This is a genomic window from Catellatospora methionotrophica, from assembly GCF_011297335.1.
Taxonomy (GTDB): domain Bacteria; phylum Actinomycetota; class Actinomycetes; order Mycobacteriales; family Micromonosporaceae; genus Catellatospora; species Catellatospora methionotrophica.
Genome location: NZ_JAAOTJ010000023.1, coordinates 32,841 through 50,281 on the forward strand (window position 1 = coordinate 32,841; position 17,441 = coordinate 50,281).

At 72.2% G+C, this 17,441-nt stretch carries 19 protein-coding genes; 6 read left to right on the plus strand and 13 right to left on the minus strand.

What is annotated here, in order from left to right:
- Positions 1 to 59: 59 nt before the first annotated feature.
- On the plus strand, positions 60 to 1,079 hold the full coding sequence (locus HAV40_RS33040) for a serine hydrolase (RefSeq protein ID WP_166388213.1): 1,020 nt from the start codon (positions 60 to 62) through the stop codon (positions 1,077 to 1,079).
- Positions 1,080 to 1,142: 63 nt separating this feature from the next.
- Here HAV40_RS33040 and HAV40_RS33045 read toward each other — a convergent pair whose 3' ends face one another.
- Positions 1,143 to 2,051: a C40 family peptidase gene (locus HAV40_RS33045; RefSeq protein ID WP_166388214.1), complete on the minus strand. Its 909-nt coding sequence runs from the start codon at positions 2,049 to 2,051 to the stop codon at positions 1,143 to 1,145.
- Between the two features lie 135 nt (positions 2,052 to 2,186).
- On the opposite strand from HAV40_RS33045, the gene HAV40_RS33050 reads away from it, so the two are divergent.
- Both HAV40_RS33050 and HAV40_RS33055 read left to right on the plus strand, forming a co-directional pair.
- Positions 2,187 to 2,825, plus strand: coding sequence for a TetR/AcrR family transcriptional regulator (locus HAV40_RS33050; protein WP_166388215.1), 639 nt, complete (start codon positions 2,187 to 2,189; stop codon positions 2,823 to 2,825).
- A 305-nt stretch (positions 2,826 to 3,130) separates the two neighbouring features.
- A complete protein-coding gene (locus HAV40_RS33055; RefSeq protein WP_166388216.1) occupies positions 3,131 to 4,132 on the plus strand; it encodes a helix-turn-helix transcriptional regulator in 1,002 nt (333 codons plus the stop codon).
- Positions 4,133 to 4,160: 28 nt separating this feature from the next.
- On the opposite strand, the gene HAV40_RS33060 is transcribed toward HAV40_RS33055, so the two are convergent.
- The 12 genes from HAV40_RS33060 to HAV40_RS33115 all read right to left on the minus strand — a co-directional run bounded on the left by HAV40_RS33060 (position 4,161) and on the right by HAV40_RS33115 (position 14,606).
- Positions 4,161 to 4,430: a hypothetical protein gene (locus HAV40_RS33060; RefSeq protein ID WP_166388217.1), complete on the minus strand. Its 270-nt coding sequence runs from the start codon at positions 4,428 to 4,430 to the stop codon at positions 4,161 to 4,163.
- A gap of 133 nt (positions 4,431 to 4,563) precedes the next feature.
- Positions 4,564 to 5,343 (minus strand): AfsR/SARP family transcriptional regulator, encoded by a 780-nt coding sequence (locus tag HAV40_RS33065; RefSeq protein WP_166388218.1) that lies wholly within the window; start codon positions 5,341 to 5,343, stop codon positions 4,564 to 4,566.
- Positions 5,344 to 5,425: 82 nt separating this feature from the next.
- A complete protein-coding gene (locus tag HAV40_RS33070) occupies positions 5,426 to 5,632 on the minus strand; it encodes a hypothetical protein (RefSeq protein ID WP_166388219.1) in 207 nt (68 codons plus the stop codon).
- 282 nt (positions 5,633 to 5,914) lie between these two features.
- Positions 5,915 to 7,405 (minus strand): class I adenylate-forming enzyme family protein, encoded by a 1,491-nt coding sequence (locus tag HAV40_RS33075; protein WP_166388220.1) that lies wholly within the window; start codon positions 7,403 to 7,405, stop codon positions 5,915 to 5,917.
- Positions 7,398 to 8,249 (minus strand): beta-ketoacyl-[acyl-carrier-protein] synthase family protein, encoded by an 852-nt coding sequence (locus HAV40_RS33080; RefSeq protein ID WP_166388221.1) that lies wholly within the window; start codon positions 8,247 to 8,249, stop codon positions 7,398 to 7,400. The genes HAV40_RS33075 and HAV40_RS33080 overlap by 8 nt, the downstream gene beginning before the upstream one ends.
- A gap of 8 nt (positions 8,250 to 8,257) precedes the next feature.
- Positions 8,258 to 9,196 (minus strand): 3-oxoacyl-[acyl-carrier-protein] synthase III C-terminal domain-containing protein, encoded by a 939-nt coding sequence (locus tag HAV40_RS33085; protein ID WP_166388222.1) that lies wholly within the window; start codon positions 9,194 to 9,196, stop codon positions 8,258 to 8,260.
- The gene (locus tag HAV40_RS33090; protein ID WP_203672184.1) at positions 9,193 to 10,857 is read right to left on the minus strand and encodes a phytoene desaturase family protein; all 1,665 of its coding nucleotides are present in this window, start codon (positions 10,855 to 10,857) and stop codon (positions 9,193 to 9,195) included. The genes HAV40_RS33085 and HAV40_RS33090 overlap by 4 nt, the downstream gene beginning before the upstream one ends.
- Entirely contained in the window at positions 10,854 to 11,243 is a 390-nt protein-coding gene (locus tag HAV40_RS33095) for a holo-ACP synthase (RefSeq protein ID WP_166388223.1), read from the minus strand. The genes HAV40_RS33090 and HAV40_RS33095 overlap by 4 nt, the downstream gene beginning before the upstream one ends.
- The gene (locus HAV40_RS33100; protein WP_166388224.1) at positions 11,233 to 12,342 is read right to left on the minus strand and encodes an acyl-CoA dehydrogenase family protein; all 1,110 of its coding nucleotides are present in this window, start codon (positions 12,340 to 12,342) and stop codon (positions 11,233 to 11,235) included. Before HAV40_RS33100 ends, HAV40_RS33095 begins: the two co-directional genes overlap by 11 nt.
- 8 nt (positions 12,343 to 12,350) lie before the next feature.
- Positions 12,351 to 13,025: a hypothetical protein gene (locus HAV40_RS33105; RefSeq protein ID WP_166388225.1), complete on the minus strand. Its 675-nt coding sequence runs from the start codon at positions 13,023 to 13,025 to the stop codon at positions 12,351 to 12,353.
- A 4-nt stretch (positions 13,026 to 13,029) separates the two neighbouring features.
- Positions 13,030 to 13,284: an acyl carrier protein gene (locus HAV40_RS33110; RefSeq protein ID WP_166388226.1), complete on the minus strand. Its 255-nt coding sequence runs from the start codon at positions 13,282 to 13,284 to the stop codon at positions 13,030 to 13,032.
- A 23-nt stretch (positions 13,285 to 13,307) separates the two neighbouring features.
- Positions 13,308 to 14,606 (minus strand): type III PLP-dependent enzyme domain-containing protein, encoded by a 1,299-nt coding sequence (locus HAV40_RS33115; protein WP_166388227.1) that lies wholly within the window; start codon positions 14,604 to 14,606, stop codon positions 13,308 to 13,310.
- Between the two features lie 182 nt (positions 14,607 to 14,788).
- On the opposite strand from HAV40_RS33115, the gene HAV40_RS33120 reads away from it, so the two are divergent.
- The 3 genes from HAV40_RS33120 to HAV40_RS33130 are packed head-to-tail and all read left to right on the plus strand — an operon-like array spanning position 14,789 to position 17,412.
- A complete protein-coding gene (locus tag HAV40_RS33120) occupies positions 14,789 to 15,745 on the plus strand; it encodes a beta-ketoacyl-ACP synthase III (RefSeq protein ID WP_166388228.1) in 957 nt (318 codons plus the stop codon).
- 58 nt (positions 15,746 to 15,803) lie between these two features.
- Positions 15,804 to 16,049 carry an acyl carrier protein gene (locus HAV40_RS33125; RefSeq protein WP_166388229.1) on the plus strand — a complete coding sequence of 82 codons (246 nt, stop codon included), beginning with the start codon at positions 15,804 to 15,806 and terminating at the stop codon, positions 16,047 to 16,049.
- A gap of 1 nt (position 16,050) precedes the next feature.
- Positions 16,051 to 17,412 (plus strand): condensation domain-containing protein, encoded by a 1,362-nt coding sequence (locus HAV40_RS33130; protein WP_166388230.1) that lies wholly within the window; start codon positions 16,051 to 16,053, stop codon positions 17,410 to 17,412.
- The last annotated feature ends 29 nt before the right edge of the window (positions 17,413 to 17,441 follow it).

Genomic DNA, 17,441 nt, shown 5'->3' on the forward strand with positions numbered 1-17,441 from the left:
CGGGCGATCCCGTGCCTAGGATCGACCGGACCATCCCTTCACGACGAACGGGGAATCTCGTGTCCACACCTCTCTCCCGCCGCGCCGCCATCGGAGGCCTCGGGCTCGGCGCCGCCGCGGCCACCTTCGGCGCGGCCACCCCGGCGCTCGCGGCCGACGAGGAACGCGGCACCGGTCCGGGCCACCTGCGCCGGGTCTACCAGCGACAGAAGACCAAGGCCGGCGGCGTATGGCACTCCCACGTCGCCGCCCTGAACGCGGCCGGCGTGCTGGAGACCGTCATCGCCGACGACGTCGACGCGATCGTCGACGGATACAGCGTGCAGAAGGTCGCCGTCGCGGTGGCCGTGATGGACAAGGTCGACCGGGGCGAGCTGCAACTCGGCCAGAAGCTCGACCTGCAGGCCGACATCATCCTGGGCGGCAGCGGCATCTACCACCTGCACACCGTGTGGGGTGACGACATCACGGTCGCCAACTTCCTCACCGCGCTGCTGCTGGTCTCGGACAACACCGCGGTGCGCATGTGCGGCCGGGTCGTGCCCGCGCTGGAGATCAACCAGATCCTGGCCGCGAAGGGCTTCGTCAACACCCGGGTCGTCCCGGTGGCCAACCCCAACCGGTTCTTCCTGGGCAAGACCACCCCGGCGGAGATGCACGACCTGCTGTGGCGGCTGGCGAACAAGACCCTGCTGTCGGCGAAGTCCTGCGACTTCCTGCTGGGCATCATGCGCTGGGTCAACGGCTACCACGACGGCATCCGGCGCAACATGTCTTCCAACGAGCGCAGCCGGGTGGCCGTCAAGTACGGCGCCGACTTCAACACCCTGGGCGCGGGCCGTCACGAGGTCGGCATCATGTTCGACAGCTCCGGCGCGCCCGCACTGACGTTCGCGTTCTTCGCCGACTCCCTCGGCGGGCTGGACAACTACGGCGCCACCCACCCGGCCGTCGAGGCGCACGCGGTGCTGGGCCGCCAGCTGTTCGACTCGATCCCGGCCCCGGTCGCGCAGGCGGGCGCCCGCACCACCCGCCCGACCGTCGACCTGACCCCGTTCCATCAGGTCAACGGCGGCTGACGCACGACCCCGTGGGCTCCGGTCCGGGGCCCACGGGCAACCGCCGGGTCAGCCGGCGTTCCGCTACGCCGAGCGCAGGCGGCGGCCCGACACCAGGTGGCGGCGGCGGCGTTCGGTGAGTACGCCGTCCACGCAGGCCCAGTCGGTCTGGGACACGTGCAGCACCTCCTGGCCGCCGCCGGTGCAGACACCGGTGTGGTAGACGTCGCCGGTCTCGTCGTTCTGGAAGACCGCGAGGTCGCCCGGGGCCAGGTCGGCGACCTCCACGTGCTCGCCGAGCAGCGCCAGGTCGCTGGCGTCACGCGGGACGGTGTGCCCGAACCGCCGGTAGATGAGGTGGGGCAGCCCGGAGCAGTCGAGCATCAGCCCGTGCGTGCCGCCGGCCAGATACATCAGGCCCAGGAACAGCCGGGCCGCGGTGACCAGCTGCTCGCCGGTCGGCAGCGGGCCGCGGGCCCGGTGGTCGTCGAGGTGCTTGTCGGCCAGCCAGCCGGTCCCGCCACCGGGCAGGCCGACCTCGGTGTATCCGTCCTGCCGCCGCCGGGCGGGCAGCACCGTGGCGTAGCTGACGTCGTCGGCGACGACGCGGCCACCGGGGCTGTCCCTGAGGTCGGTGACCTGCTCGGTGACCACCACGTGCGCGCCGGTCCGTTCGGCGGGGGCGGCGAGCTGTGCCAGGGGCAGCCAGCCCGGGTAGCCGCGTGGGTCCTTGCGGGTGGGCTGGGCGGGGGCGTTGATCCGGGCCCAGCCGTCGCGCACCTCCCGGACCAGCACCGTCTCGCCGAGCAGCAGCTGGCTGTCGACCCGGCCCCACAGGTCGCGGCGCTCGTCGGGGCCCTGGGCGCGGGCCCAGGCGCGCAGCCGCGCGGGGGTGTCCAGGGCGGGTGCGTCCAGCGTCCGCGCGGCATCGGGTGAGGTCCACAGCCCGGCGGCGGAGACCGCCACCGCCATGGTCTGCGCGGGCTCGCTCATAACGCTCCCTGTGTAGGAAATAGCAGCTTCATGGGGGAGCGTACAAAAGTTTTCTTCACGAGGTGTCGGTCGCCCACGCCGTGGGAGGACCCGCCAGTATTGGACCCTGCGGTCCAGTAACAGTAGAATGGCCTGATGACGACCGCCACCCCTGCCCGGCTGACCGCCAAGGGAGCCGCCACCCGGGCGCGCATCGTCGCGACCGCGGCGGACCTGGTGCTGGCGCGCGGGGTCGGTGGCACGAGCCTCGACGATGTGCGCGCGGGCACCCTGACCAGCAAGAGCCAGCTGTTCCACTACTTTCCCGGCGGCAAGAGCGAGCTGGTGCTGGCCATCGCGGACCTGCAGATGGAGCGGGTGCTGCGGGCGCAGCGTCCGTTTCTGGACACGCTCGACACCTGGGCGGCGTGGGACGGCTGGCGCGACGCGCTGGTGGCCTACTACGGCTCGCAGCCGCACTGGGGTTGCCCGATCGGCACGCTGGTCAGCGAGCTGGTCGGCACCGACCCGGCCGCCGCGGCCGAGGTGGTCGGGCACATGGACCGGTGGCGCGGCCTCCTGCGCGACGGGCTGGGCCGGATGCGTGAGAGCGGGCTGCTGCGCGCCGACGCCGATCCCGGCCGGCTCGCGCTGGCGGTGTTCGCCGCGGTCCAGGGCGGCCTGCTGCTGACCCAGGCCATGCGGTCGATCGAGCCGCTGACGGCTGCTCTGGACGCGGCGCTGACGGCGCTGCGGGCGGCCGCCCCGGCACGCCATCCAGCTGTCTTACGCTGATCGCATTGCGTTTGGTTGCCCTCCACGATCGGCGCTGATAGTCGCGCTTCCGACAACTGAGTCGCCAATCGACAATCGTGACGTCCTGATCTCCGAAGACTTCTATGTTACCGGCGAGTCTCCCTTCAGTGACCACATAGGACGTTGCGGAAATATCGACATTTATCAAGGTGGAAGGCTGTTAACCAGGAGCTGATTGGCCCTACCCTTCATTCACATGGTGAAACGACCTGATGGCATGCGGATGGCAGTCCGGTAGTGTGCGTCTTCGTGTGCAAGGCACATCGATGTTTCATGGGGGAAACATGCTCGAATCCTTGGGCTTGAGTGACCTTATGCAATCCGTGTATCTGGCGGTGCTCAGACAACCGGACATCGGCGTGACGGACGTGTCGGCCGAGCTGGGCGTCGACGAACAGACCGTGCGCTGCACCCTCGACCAGCTCGCACACCTGGAACTGGTCCGGTTGCGCTGGGAGGAGCCGCGCGAGTTCCGTGCGGTCAGCCCGGAGCTCGGCCTGACCGCGCTGCTGGAACGCGAGCAGGAGAAGCTGGCCCAGCGCAACCACGAGATCGCGCGCAGCCGCGCGGCGGTGGCGCAACTGCTGATCAACCACGCCGAGATCAAGGCCAACAGCAACGACCCGGCGGTCGAGCGGCTGATCGGCCTCGACGCCATCCGTGGCCGGCTGGAGGAGCTGGCGGTCTCCTGCCGCACCGAGGCGCTGTCGTTCATGCCGGGCGGCGCGCAGTCCCCGGAGGGTCTGCGGGCCAGCCGGGTGCTCGACGAGGCTGCCGTAGCCCGTGGCGTCAAGATCCGCACCGTGTACCTCGACAGCATGTTCAACGACGCCCGCACCACGGCGTACGCGCTGTGGCTGCAGGAACTCGGCAGCGAGGTGCGCACCACCCCGGTGCTGCCGGTGCGCATGCTGATCGTCGACCGTGAACACGCGGTGGTGCCGATCGACAGCGACCGCAGCAATGCCGGTGCGGTGGTGCTGTCCGGGGCCGGGCTGGTCGAGGCGCTGGTCTCGCTGTTCTACTTCGTGTGGGAGATCTCCACGCCGCTGGGCGTGAGCCGGGTCAGCGACGACTCCGGCCTGTCCAGTCAGGAGAAGCAGGTGCTGCGGCTGCTGGCCTCGGGCTATACCGACGAGGCGATGGCGCGCAAGCTCGGCGTGTCGGTGCGCACCGTGCGCCGCAACACGGCCGATCTGCTGCAGCAGCTCGGGGCGCGCAGCCGGTTCCAGGCGGGCGTGCTCGCCGCCGAACGCGGCTGGATCACCGACGCCGACCTCGCGTGAGCGGCCGGCGGGTCCCCCCGCCGGCCGCTCACCGGTTCCACAGCAGGTGCAGTGACCACTGGTCCAGGCCGGGCAGGGTGGCCATGGTGCGCCGGACCAGCTGCTCGGCCAGTTGCCGGGCCTGCCCCTCGTCCTCTGCCCGCAGGTAGAGGGAGCAGGCGATGCCGCCGGGCCGGATGGCCAGGTAGACGTGTTCGAGGCGGTCCGTGCCGGCGGCGCCCTCGACGAGGCGCCGCCGTACGGTCTCCAGCTCGGCGAGGTGCCCGGGCGTGTCCACGATGGCGATCACGAGATACATCGGTGGATCCCGTGGACGTCCGTGGACGGGGTGATTCGAGGCATGGTCCTTCCCCGGGTGCGAGAACGGCGATGGTTGGATCGAAGGTGCGGGGGGCTGGAGCGATCGCCGTGCCTCGGCTCGGGGCCGGGTGCTACACCGCGGCGGCGTGCCTCACCGTGGCGGCCCGGCCGGGCCGTTGCTGCGTCTCACCGACGAGGATCGCCCGGTAGGTGTCGGTCAGCAGGCGGCCGGGTGACACTCCGAGTTCCTCGGCCAGAACCTTACGCCCGTCGTGGAACACGGCCAGCGCGTCGGCCTGCCGGTCGCAGCGCCACAGCGTCGACATGAGCAGGGCGCGGAACCGCTCGTGCATGGGATGCTCGGCGACCACACCGGTCAGTTCGGGGAGCAGGTCCACGTGCCTGCCCAGGGCCAGGTCCGCCTCGATGCGGCCCTCCAGGGCGACCAGCCGGGACTCGTCGAGACGATGTGCCTGCTCGTCGGCGAGTTGCTGGGTCACGTTGGTCAGCGCCGGCCCGCGCCACAGCTCCAGCGCCTGGCCGAGCAGCCCGGAAGCGAGGTCGTAGTCCTCGGCCTTGAGCGCCTCGCCGCCCAGGCGGGCGAGCCGGGCGAAGTTCTCCGAGTCCACCTGGCGGGGGTCCACCCGCAGCAGGTATCCGGGGCGCTGGCGGGCGATCGTCACCGCGTTCCCGAGGTATTTACGCAGCCGGGAGACGTAGGTGTAGATCTGGGCGTTGAAGGTCGCCGGCGGGTTGTCGTGCCAGAGCAGCCGGCACAGGTGCGAGTCGGAGACCATGCGGCCCCGAGCGAGGAGGAGGGCGGCTAGAACGGTGCGTTGTTTGGAACCGTCGAGTGGTATTTCCCCGTCGCTTCCCCAGACCTCCACAGGTCCGAGAATTCGAAATTCCATCTCTTTCCGATCCGGATGTAATAGGTGTCCATAAGAGGGGTGGCCGCACCATCGGTGCGCAGGCCGGTCACACCGGCCGAGTTCAGGCCTGCGGCGAAGCGCTGGGTGAGGGCGACACGGAGTCCCAGCCGAAGCCGCCTTCGACGCTGTCCCAGCCGAAGCCTTCGGCCTGGATCCCGTTCGTCGGGGCGGTCGTGTCCGCGCCGGCGGCGAGGACGGCAACGGCCATTCCGAGGGCCATCACGGTGGTCGCCACGAGGCCGGTGATCGCCTTGGTCGAGGTGCGCATTTCGATCTCCTTTGGGGGTGGACTTGCTTTGCTGAATTGATTTCTACCGACCCTGGAGAAAGAAATCCGCGCTTCGATCTTGCATCAACCTGCCGTGGCAACATGCTGCCGACGCCCGCCGCAGAGCGTAAGCCGCTGACCTGCGGTGACGCATTGAAACGCGAGCGGGTTTCCGGTATGGCGCGAGCCGTTGCGCGGCGCCCTATCGGGTGCCATCGCAGGTCGCACGTGACGATGGCGGCCCGGCGTGAACACCGGGCCGCCCGTGAGCATCGGCGCAGCTCAGCCGTAGGTCACCGCGAGCGCCTTGCGGTCGGTCTTGCCGTTTCCGGTCAGCGGCATCGCCTCGACGACCGTGCAGCGCGGCGGCACCTTGTACGGCTCCATCTCCGCCCGCAGCCGTTCCAGCACCTCAGCCCCGGTGAGCTTGCCGACCACGAACAGCAGCGGCTCGGCCCGCTGCGCGGTGGGCGGCAGCACCGCCGCGGCCTCGATCCCCGGCAGGCGGCACGCGGCCGCCTCGACCTCGGTCGCGCTGACCCGGAAACCGTGCGCCTTGTACAGGTCGTCGCGCCGCCCGCTGAAGTACAGGTAGCCGTCGGCGTCCAGCCACCCGTAGTCGCCCGAGTTCAGCTGCGGGAACAGCCCTTCGCGGCGCGGGAAGCGCTGCTGGCTGAGCTCCGGGCGGCGCCAGTAGCCGCTCATCACGTGCGGGCCGCGCACCACGATCTCGCCGATCACCCCCGGTGCCACCGGCTCGCCGTCGTCGTCGAGCACCAGCACCTCCGTGCCCGGCAGCGGCAGCCCGCACGCGCCGGGGCGGCGCAGGTCCTCGTCAGGGGTCATGATGGCGACCCGCTTGCACTCGGTCAGCCCGAACATCAGCTGCACCTTCAGGTCGGGCAGCAGTTCCCGCAGCCGGGCCAGGGTGGCCGGCTGCATCGCCGCGCCGGTATTGGTGATCAGCCGCAGCGGCAGGTCCCCGCCGTAACGGGCCAGCATCCGGGCCAGGTTCTCGGCCAGCGACGGCACCGCGGGCAGCACCGTGGCCCGCGAGCGGCGCAGGTTGCGCAGCAGCCCGGGGCCGATCTCCGCCGACGTGCCCACCCAGCAGTGCGCGCCACTGAGCGCGCCCAGGAACAGCTGGTACAGCCCGTAGTCGAAGGACAGCGGCAGAGCGATGTAGACGGTGTCGACGGCGTGGTAGTTCAGCCGGCTCTGGATCGCGCGGGCGGCGAACACGAGCTGGGCGTGCGTGGAGACGACGGCCTTGGGCATGCCGGTGCTGCCCGAGGTGTAGATCAGGCACAGCGGGTCGACGCCCAGCGCCCGGCACCCCGGCAGCTCGGCCAGCGCCGCGACCTCCTCGGCGGTCGGGTCGCCGCCCGCCGCCTCGTCGACGCCGAGCACGGCGATGCCCAGCTCGGCAGCCTCCCAGCGGGCCGCGGGCGCGTCGGTGACCAGCAGCGTGGGCTCGGCGTCGGTGAGCACGTGCACCAGGCCCGGCCCGCGTACCTGCTCGTGCAGCACCACGAACACCGCGCCCAGCCGCGAGCAGGCGTAGGTGAGCAGCGCCACCGACGGATGGTTCGGGGCGATGACCACCACCCGGTCGCCGCGGCGCACCCCGCGGGCGCGCAGCCGGGCCGCGGCACGCCTGCTGCCCTCGGCCAGCCCGGCCCAGGTCAGCGTCGTTTCGTTGCAGGTCAGCGCGGGGGCGTCGGGCAGCCGCGCGGCGGCCCGGTCGAGCAGGTCATGCAGCAGGTCAGTCACGGACGGCTCCAGACGTCGGGGCGGGCGGCACGGTCAGCGCCAGGGTGGACAGGTAGCCGAGGTCCGGCTCGTACTCGACGGCGACCACGGTGCGCTCGCACGTGGCGGGGGCGGCCAGCTCGTCGGCCAGCGCCGACCAGACCGCCGTGGTCAGCCGGTCGGCGGCGGCGTGGCGTACGGCCACCTGCCCGCCGGTCGCCGCGGCGGTGTCGGCAGGGCTGAGTCCCGCTCCGGCGACCAGCACCCCGTGCGGGGCCGACACGGCCTCCTTGGCCGCCGCGGCCAGTGCCGAGGGCAGCGACTGCCGGTCGACCTGTGCCAGCACCCGCAGCTCGGTCACCGGGGTGCCGCCGTCGTCGGTGAACAGCAGCCCCACGGCGTGGTCACGCCGCCGGTCCAGGCCGGACAGGCGCGGATCGTCGTAGGTGAAGGTCGCCTGGTCGGCGAGCACGACCAGGATGCGGCGGCCCGCGCCGGTGTCGTGCAGCGCCCGTGCCATGGTCAGCGCCGCGAAGCCGGTGGTCGCGCCCTGTTCGCTGACCGCCAGCACCAGCGGGTCGCCGGGCAGCCGCTGTTGCAGGTATCCGGCGACCGACGTGCTCAGATCGCAGTCGTGCGCGGCGTGCCCGACCAGCACCACGTCCGGGTCGGGGCACAGTTGCGCGGCCACGTGCGCGCTCATCAGCGAGAAGCTGTTGCGGTTGCCGACCAGTGCGGCGGCCGGGTCGGCGGGCACCCCGTCGCCGGCCAGCCGCTCGGCGAACACCTCGGCCAGCCCGTGGCAGGAGGGTCGCGCGTCGTCCAGGTCGAACGGGAAGTGCCTGACGGCGGTGAGCCTGAGCACGTCGTCTCCTAGTGTCGCAGCAGCATGGCCGAGAACGTGGCGCCCAGGCCCACGCTCGCCATGAGGTAGTGGTCGCCCGGCCGCAGCAGGTCCAGCTCGCGGGCGCGGGAGTAGTTGACGAACGGGTCGGCGCAGAAGCAGTGCCCGGTCCGGGCGATGTTGTCGAGCATCAGCCGGTCCAGCGGCAGGTCCAGCAGCCTGGCCAGCCGGGTCCAGGAGATCCGGTTGACGTTGTGCGGCAGCACCAGGCGCAGGTCGTCCAGGGTCAGCCCGGCCTGCGCGACGGTGTCGCGGATCAGGTCGGCCAGCCCCGGGATGTACATCTGCTCGAACGCCGCAGCCTGTGGCCCCGACCGGACGGTGACCGCGTTGAACTGCCCGTAGGTGCGGGTGGTGTACGCCAGCACGCGGTCGCGTTCGCCGTCCCGCCCGACCAGGCAGGCCGCCGAGGACTCGCCCATCACCATCGCGGCCGGCATGAACCGGGCCACGTGCGGATAGGTCTTCTCCCCGGTCAGCACCAGCACCAGCGCGTCGGGGTCGCCGTCGGTGTCGAGCAGCCGCCCGGCCAGGTCGACCGCGAGCAGCCCCGAGGAGCAGGCGTGCTGGCTCAGCGCGAACGCCTGCGCGTGCCCGAGTCCGGTCCGGGCCAGCGCGGTGTGCAGGGGCTGCGAGGAGTACGCCCCGGTCGGTTCGATGGTGCGGGCGTGGATCGCGTAGCGGATGCGGCCGCGGTAGGCGTCCAGGTCGGGCAGCTGCCCGATCGCGGCGACGAGCAGGTCCTCCTGCCGCGCGCCGGTCGCCCAGCGCACCCGGTCCAGGCCGAAGAAGCGCCGGTAGCGCTTGAGTTCCTGGTCGGTCAGGCCCAGCACGGTGGCAGCTTGTTCCAGGGTCACGTCGGTGTCTGGCAGGAAGCTGCCAACGGCGGCCAGCGAGGTCGCGCTCATGCCCGCCTCCGGTGCTTGAGCGCCCGGCTGCCGCGCGAGGCCAGCAGCGGATCCCAGCCGGGCCCGCGCTCGGGCAGCGCCGCGGCCGAGCCGTACACCTTGCCCGCCAGCACCTCCGACAGCAGCGACTGCCCGAGCACCGCCTCGGCGCAGCGCACCCCGCCGACCGTCACCGCGCTGATGCCGCACCCGTTGCGGCTGCTCGACCCGGCCAGGAACAACCCTGGCACCGGGCTGGTGTGATCCGGGCGCAGCGCGCCGTACTGGCGCGGCGTGGTCGCCAGGCCGTAAGGCGTGCCGCCGGTGGCCCCGGCGAAGCGGGTCTGGGTCAGCGGCGTGGCGACCTCGTAGTGCAGCAGGTGCGGGCGCAGCGGCCCGAGCGCCCGTTCGGCCAGGTCCAGCAGCAGCTGCCCGACCCGCTCCTTCTCGGTCTGGTACGCCTCGTCGCGGCGGTACGCGTAGGACTCGGCGACCGCGGGCTCGGCGGCCCACGGGGCCCAGCCGGGCGGGACCACGGTGACGATCTCGATGGTGTGGTGGTCGGCTGCCTCGTGCAGCGGGTTCTTCGCGCTGCCGGAGCTGAGGAACGCCATCTCCGGCCGTTCGAACTCGCCCGCGTTGAGGCGCTCGTAGACGCCGTCGACGTCGTCGGTCTCGTACCACCAGATGTTGTGTGCCTGTGGGCGCACAGCCGCCGCGTCCACTGCCAGGTAGACGCTGACCAGCGGCAGCGCCATCACCGCACGCTCGGCCCGGCCCGCGACCGCGGGCGGCAGGTGCTCCGCGCCGACCAGTTCCAGCATGGTGCGGCGGTAGTCGGCGTTGGACACCACGACCGGGGCACGCAGCTCGGTGCCGTCGGTCAGGCGCACCCCGGCGGCCCGCCCGCCCTCGACCAGGATCTCCCCGACGCGGCTGCGGGTGCGCAGCTCTCCGCCGTACGCGTCGATGACCTCCAGCAGGGTCGCGCTGAGCATCTGGCCGCCGCCGTGCGGATACCAGGCCCCGGCCAGGTAGTCGCCCAGCATCGCGGCGTGACCCAGCGCGCTTACCTGCGACGGGCCCAGGCCGTAGTTGAGCGACTGGGCGGACAGCGCGGTCCGCGCGCGCGGGGACAGCCCGCAGTGGCGCATCAGCCGGTCCAGCGTCGCGGTGCTCCACCGGTTCGGCACCGCCGGACCCGCGGCGGGGTTCTCGGCGCCGCCGAGCGGGCGGATCACCGCGCCACGGACCTGGTCGTACAGCTCCGACAGCAGGTCGGCGTAGGCGCGTACCGCGTCGGCCTCGCCCGGCAGCGCGGCGGCCATGCGCTCGCGGTAGCCGGCCGGGTCGCTGGGCACCGCCACGTCCAGGCCGCCGGGCAGCACGATCCGGTCGAAGCAGTCCGGGTCCAGGCGGCCGAACGTGATCCGCTCGCCGAGCCCGAGGCCCTGGTATGCGGCGTGGAGCACCCCGCCGGGCCCGCACTCGGGCAGGTAGTGGGTGCCCACGTCGAACTCGAACCGGCCCCGGCGGCGGAACACCTGGGTGCTGCCGCCCGCGATGGCGTTGGCCTCCAGCACCAGCACCCGCTGCCCGCCGACGGCGGCCAGGTAGGCCGCCGCCGTGAGACCGCCCTGGCCCGCGCCGACGACGATGGCATCCCAGCTCTGTTCGCTCACGATGACAGTCCTGCCGCGACGGAGACCACCACGGGTCCCTGATGGGTGATGGAGACGGAGATGTCGCTGAGCCGGTTCTCCTCGGCCGCCCGCCGGGCGCCCTTGCGCAGGGTCACCGACGGCCCGCCGAGCCGGTCGCGCAGCACCTCGATGTCGTGCCAGACGATGCCGCGCAGGAACCCGGTGCCCAGCACCTTCGCCACGGCCTCCTTGGCCGCGAACCGGCCCGCCAGGTACTCCTCGACCCGCTGCGGCGACGCGCCCGCCGGGGCCTGGCCCAGCTCGTCCTCGGTGAACAGCAGGGCCCGGTAGCGGGGGTGCTGCGCCAGGCGGTGGAACCGCTCGCGCAGCAGCACGTCCACTCCGACCCGAACGTTAGTTGTCATGATCGAACCCGTTCTTCAGGCAGTGCTGGGCCACGTGCAGGCGCTGGATGTGGCTGGTGCCCTCCATGAACTCGAAGGCGCACACGTCACGCCACCACTTCTCGAGCAGGGGGTGCTCCAGCAGCGCGCCACGGCCCAGCAGCCGGGGCAGCCGGCGGGTGACCGTCCTGGCCAGGCTCACCGCGGCGAGCTTGGCCAGGGACGCGGGATGGGTGTGGCGGCGGTCGGCGTCCACCGCGGCGGCGGCCCGCTGGGTGAGGCGGTGGACGGCGGCGATCTCGGCGTGGGCGCGGTCCAGCACGGCGAGCTCGCCGGTCCGCCAGCCGCGCCGTTGCGCGTGTACGTACTCGTGCACGGCCAGCGAGGTGCCGACCGCCATCGCGGCGATCTGCACCCGTACCGTGGTGAAGCCCTGCATCACGCCCCACATGCCGCGCCGCAGCGGGCTCAGGTGCTCGCCGAGCAGGTCCTGGGGGCCGACGGGCATGCCGTCGAACGCCAGCTCGCTGATCTGCGCCCCGCGCAGCCCGACCATGTCCAGCGGGCGGGCCCGCAACTGCGGGCTCGCGCCGTCGACCAGGACCGCGCGCAGCGCGAGCGGCCCCGGGCCGGTGCGGGCCAGCACGACGCCGATCCGGGCCCGCGCGCCGTTGCCGATGTAGCGCTTGACGCCGTACAGCCGGAAGGTGCCGTCGCCGGCCGGGCGCAGTTCGGTGCGCAGCGCGGTCGCGTCGCTGCCCACATCGGGTTCGGTGATGGCCAGAAACGCCCAGCCGCGGCCGTCGGCGACGGCCGACCGCAGGCGCTCCTGCTGCTCGGGGGAGCCGATGATGCCCGTGACGACCCCGGCCAGCGCCGGTCCCGGGCAGGCCAGCACCATGCCTGCGTCGCCGCGGGCAAGCTCCACCAGCATCGCCACGGTGCGCCGCGCGCCCAGGGCGATCGGGTCGAGCCCGCGCACGGCCTGCATCGCCGGGGACGACAGATGCTCGTCCACGCGATCGGGTGCGGCGTCCACGGACAGCGCCAGCGCACGCAGCTGCGCCGCATGCTCACCGGCCTGCGCGCGTAGTGCCTCAAGCTCGTCGTCGGGGTCCACAGGGGTTCCTATCGGTAGTCGTCGGTGTGCCAGGCGTCGTGGACCAGGCCCGCCACGTACAGGCAGCGCACCGGGTGCTCACGCAGGTAGCCGCCCGCGCCGAACAGGGTGGTCACGGTCCAGCCGGCCTCGTCGAGGCGTTCGTGCGCCTCGGCCAGCGCGCCGCCGGGCAGTTCGGGGTCGTCGAGCACGTGCGCGATGGTCCGGGCGACGGTCACCGTGTCGGCGACCGCGGCCTGGATCATCTGCCGGGTGGTCAGCGGCCTGCCGTCGACGATCCGGCTGTTCAGGTGCGCGACGGCCGCTTCGAGCATGTGCTCCAGCAGCCCCAGCCGCACCGACGCCAGCAGCAGCACCGCGTCGTCCGGCTCGGGTTCGGCCGTACGCTGCGACGGCACCTGCTCGCCACGCGCGACGATCCGGACCTGGGTCAGGCCCTCGGTCTCGCCCAGCGCGTGGGCCAGCACGGTGACCGTGGCCCGGTCGGCGGGCACCGTCGCCCCCGGCAGCCGCCACGCGGCGACCTCGCCGAGCACGCCGACCGGCAGCAGGGTCAGGCCCGTGGCCGAGCAGGGGACCGGGACACCGCCACGGATGATCGCGCCCAGCCCGGCAGCCAGGCCGCGCTCGCGCGCGACGCGCCGGAGCTCACCGGCCGCGACGCTGATCAGAGCGGGCGACACCGGCTCAGCCCTTCTGGACGGCGTCGACGATGTAGTCGGCGAAGCTGCCCACGGTCTCGAACACGGCCGGGTCCAGCGAGTCGATGTCGACCTCGAACCCGAGGGTGTCCTCGAGCTCCATCAGGATCTCCAGCATGCTGGTCGAGTCGAGGTTCAGGCCGTCGAGCAGCCGCTCGTCGGGCGACAGCGCCTTGATCTCGTGGCCGAGCACCTTGCCGACCACGATCCGGATCTGGTCGATGACGTCGTTGCGGTTCATGTGCGCACTCCTTGAAACGGTGGTCAGGCCGTCGCGGGGACGGTGGCGGGGAAGTGGTGCAGGTGCTGCTGGCGCAGCAGGTCCGCGGGCTCGTCACGGTCACGCACCAGGTACGCGGTCCCCTCGTGGACGAGCACCTCGGCCGGGTGACCGTGGCTGAGGAACAGCACCGGCGACGCCGACGGCCCGTACGCGCCGGAGCGCGCGATGCCGACCAGGTCGCCGGGGGCCAGGTCGGGCAGGGCCACGTCCTTGGCGATGAGGTCGTTGGGCGTACACAGCGGCCCGGTCAGCTGCCACGGGCCGGTGGCCGGGGCATCGGGGCTGCTCAGCGCCACGACGGGGAAGTTGCGCTTGACGAACGAGCCCACCCCGACCGCGGCCATGTGGTGGTGCGTGCCGCCGTCGGTGACCGCGAACCGCTGGCCCATCGACTCCTTGACGTAGCGGACCCGGGTCACGTAGACCCCGGCCCGGCCCGCCAGGAAGCGGCCCGCCTCGAACAGCAGCCGGGTGTGCGGGTGGCGGCGGTGGAACGGCTCGACGGCCTCGTACATCCCGGCGCGCAGCGCGTCGAGGTCGAGGTCGGTCTCCTTGTCGAAGTACGCGATGCCCAGGCCGCCGCCGACGTCGACGGCGTCGATCCCGATGCCGGTCGCCTCGGCCAGCCGCTCGGCCAACGCCAGCACCTGCACCGTGTTGGCCACGGCGGTGGTGTGGTCCAGGATGCGGGTGCCCAGGTAGCCGTGCACTCCGGCGAAGTCCAGGTGGCGGTGGCGGCCGGGCAGGTCACCGGCGGCCAGCAGCTGCGCCTCGTCGATGCCGAACTGGCGGGGCTTGCCGCCCATCGCCAGCCGCGCGCCCTGCGCGGTCTCGGCCGGGTTGACCCGCACCAGCACCCGCACCCGGCGTCCCGCGGCGGCCGCGAGAGCGTCCAGTTCGGACAGCTCGGCGAACGACTCGGCGACCACGGCGTAGATGCCGGCGTCGAGGCAGGCGCGCAGCTCGTCGGGCTTCTTGCCCGGTCCGAGGAAGATGACGTCGGCCGGGGCGACCCCGGCGGCCAGCGCGGTGCGCAGCTCGACCAGCGACGACACCTCGGCGCGCGCGCCGTGCGCGGCCAGCAGCGACAGCACGCTGATGTTCGGGTTGGCCTTGAGGGAGTAGAAGACCTCCATGGCCGGGTGCAGCACGCCGGTCAGCTCGCGCAGCGAGCGCACCAGGGTCGAGCCGTCGTACACGTAGAGCGGCGAACCGAACCGGTCCGCCAGTTCCCCGCAGCGCGCGGGCGTCACCTCGTCGAAATCGGGCAGGCCGCCCATGATGCTCTCCCTCGCCGTGCCCTCGTAGTCGGATCAGCGCGAATCCGAAAACTACGCAGGCCCGCTATACCGTTCCTATAGACGCGGCCCCGGGAATTCGTATAGGAAACATATAGCCACGGTGTCGACAGTTCCTTTTCGCGTACCACCGCCAATGCGGTGCATCCGACGAAGGGAATGCGATGCTCGACGTGTACGGGTCGACCATTACGGGACTCGGGGCTTACCGTCCGGCGCACTGCGTCGGCAATGAGGAGCTGGCTCAGCTCACCTCGGTCACCCCGGACTGGATCGTCGACCGCACCGGTATCCAGACCAGGCATCACGCCTCACCCGACGAGGACATCGTCACGATGTCGGTCGAGGCGTGCGGCAAGGCACTCGCCATGGCCGACGTCGACACCGCCGACGTGGACCTGCTCATCCTGGCGACCTCGACGCGGCTGCAGCGGATCCCCGGGGCGGCGGCGCAGATCGCCAGCCGGCTGGGCATCCCGTCGGCAGGCGCGTTCGACGTCAACGCGGTCTGCGCCGGCTTCACCTACTCGCTGGCCAACGCGTCCAACGCGGTGCGCCTCGGCGACGCCCGCAACGCCCTGGTCGTGGGCGCCGAGCGCACCTCCGACCTGATCAACAAGGACACCCCGGACACGTACGTCATCTTCGGCGACGGGGCCGGGGCGGCGGTGGTGTCGCGCTCCGAGCGCGCCGACATCGGCCCCTCGGTGTGGGGCAGCGACGGCGGCCGGCACGCGGTGCTGGAGACCCGGATCTTCGACGACGGCAACGAGTACGTCGCGATGGACGGCCCGCTGGTCTACAAGTGGTCGACGGCGACCATGCCGAAGGTGGCCCGGCAGGCGTGCGAGCGGGCGGGCGTGGCCATGTCCGACGTCGCCTGGTTCGTGCCGCACCAGGCCAACCGCCGCATCATCGACACCCTCACCCGGGTGCTCGGCTTCGCCGACGACCAGGTCTCCCGCGACGTCATCCACACCGGCAACACCTCGGCCGCCTCGGTGCCGCTGGCGCTGACCCGCCTGCGCGAGAGCGGCAAGACCACACCGGGCGACCTCGTCCTGCTGCTCGGCTTCGGCGCCGGCCTGACCTACGCCGGACAGATCGTCCGGATGCCCTGACCTGACCGCCCGCCGCCCGGCGGAAGACCGATCCGAAACAACCGCGATGGGAATCGACATGTCCGAAAACGCAGTGCTCACCGACATCGTCCGGCTGATCCGCCAGGTGATGCCCGAGCTCACCGACCGCGAGATCACCCTCGACACCAGCTTCGAGGAGCTGGGCATGGACTCGCTCAACCGCGTCGACCTGCTGGCCGCCGCCGAGAGCGAGTTCGACGTCACCGTGCCCGACGACGACGTGAGCACCTTCATCCAGGTGCGCCACCTCGTCGACTTCGTGGCCGGGACACGGGTCGGCTGAGGTGAGCCGAGGCACCCTCGTGCCGCTGTCGGCCGGCCAGCAGGCCCTGTGGCTGCACCACACGCTCGCCCCGGAGAGCTCGGCCTACAACGACGCCGACGCGGCGCTGTTCACGCCGGGGCCCGACGCCGACGCACTGTGCCGTGCCGTGGACCTGCTGGTCACCCGGCACGACATGCTGCGCTCGCGGTTCGTCCGCGACGGCGACGGGCCGGTGCGGGAGATCGCGCCGCCCGGCTCGTACGGGCTGGTGCGGCGGGACGTGTCCGGTCTCGACGACGCCGCGCTGCTCACGCTGACCCGCGAGCTGGCCAGGGAGCCCTTCGACCTCGAACACGGCGTGTTCCGGGCGGTGCTGCTGCACCGCCCGCACGACGCCGTGCTCGTGGTCGCGGTGCACCACATCGCCACCGACGCGCTGTCCCAGCGCCTGGTCTGGCGGGAACTGGCCGCGACGTACCTGGCCCTGGCGTCGGGCGCCGAGCCGGAACTGCCGCCGCAGCGCGGCACCTTCGACGACTACGTCACCAACGAACGCGACATGCTGGCCTCGCCCCTGGCGGCGGAGCTTGCCGCGTACTGGCGCGACGTCGCCGACGGGTCGCAGGCGGCCGCCGTGCCGCCGGACCACCCGCGCGGCTCGCGGCCGGGATACACCGGGGCGACCGTGGTCCGCACCCTGCCGGTCGACCTGGCCCAGCGGGTACGCGAGACCGCGGTCGCCACCGGGGTCACCCCGTTCGCGGTGCTGACCGGATCACTGCTGATCCTGCTGCACCGCTACACCGGCCAGGAGGACCTGACCATCGGCTGCCCCACCACCACCCGGCGCAGCCGGGTCCTGCGGGACGTGGTCGGGCTGCTGGTCAACACGGTCCTGCTGCGGGTGCGCATGTCGCGTACGGACACCGTCGCGCAGGCGCTGGCCGCCGTGGGGCACCGGCTCACCGGCGCGATGGCCCGTGGCACGTACCCGTTCGCGCTGGTCAACGCCGGTCGAAGCGCGGACGGGCCGCTCGTGCGTACGACCGTGACCATGGTCGCCGCGCAGCGCGCCGACCAGATCCCCACCGCCGGCGACCCGCCGGTGCGGCTGGGCCCGCACACCGTGCAGATGCTCGACGTGCCGCACCTGGAGGGGCAGACCGACCTGACCGTCGAGTTCACCCAGGGGCCGCGCGGCTTCAGCGTCGCGCTGCGCTACGACACCGAGCTGTACGAGCGCGAAACCTTCGAACGCTTCGCCGACCACCTGCTGCGGGTGGTCACGGTCGCCTGTGACGCCCCGCAAACCCGGCTGTCCCGGGTGTCCCTGGTCGACGCCGACGAGCAGTCGCGCCTGTTCGCGCTCGGCTCGGCCTGAGTCATCGATTCCGTATAGACCCGGTATAG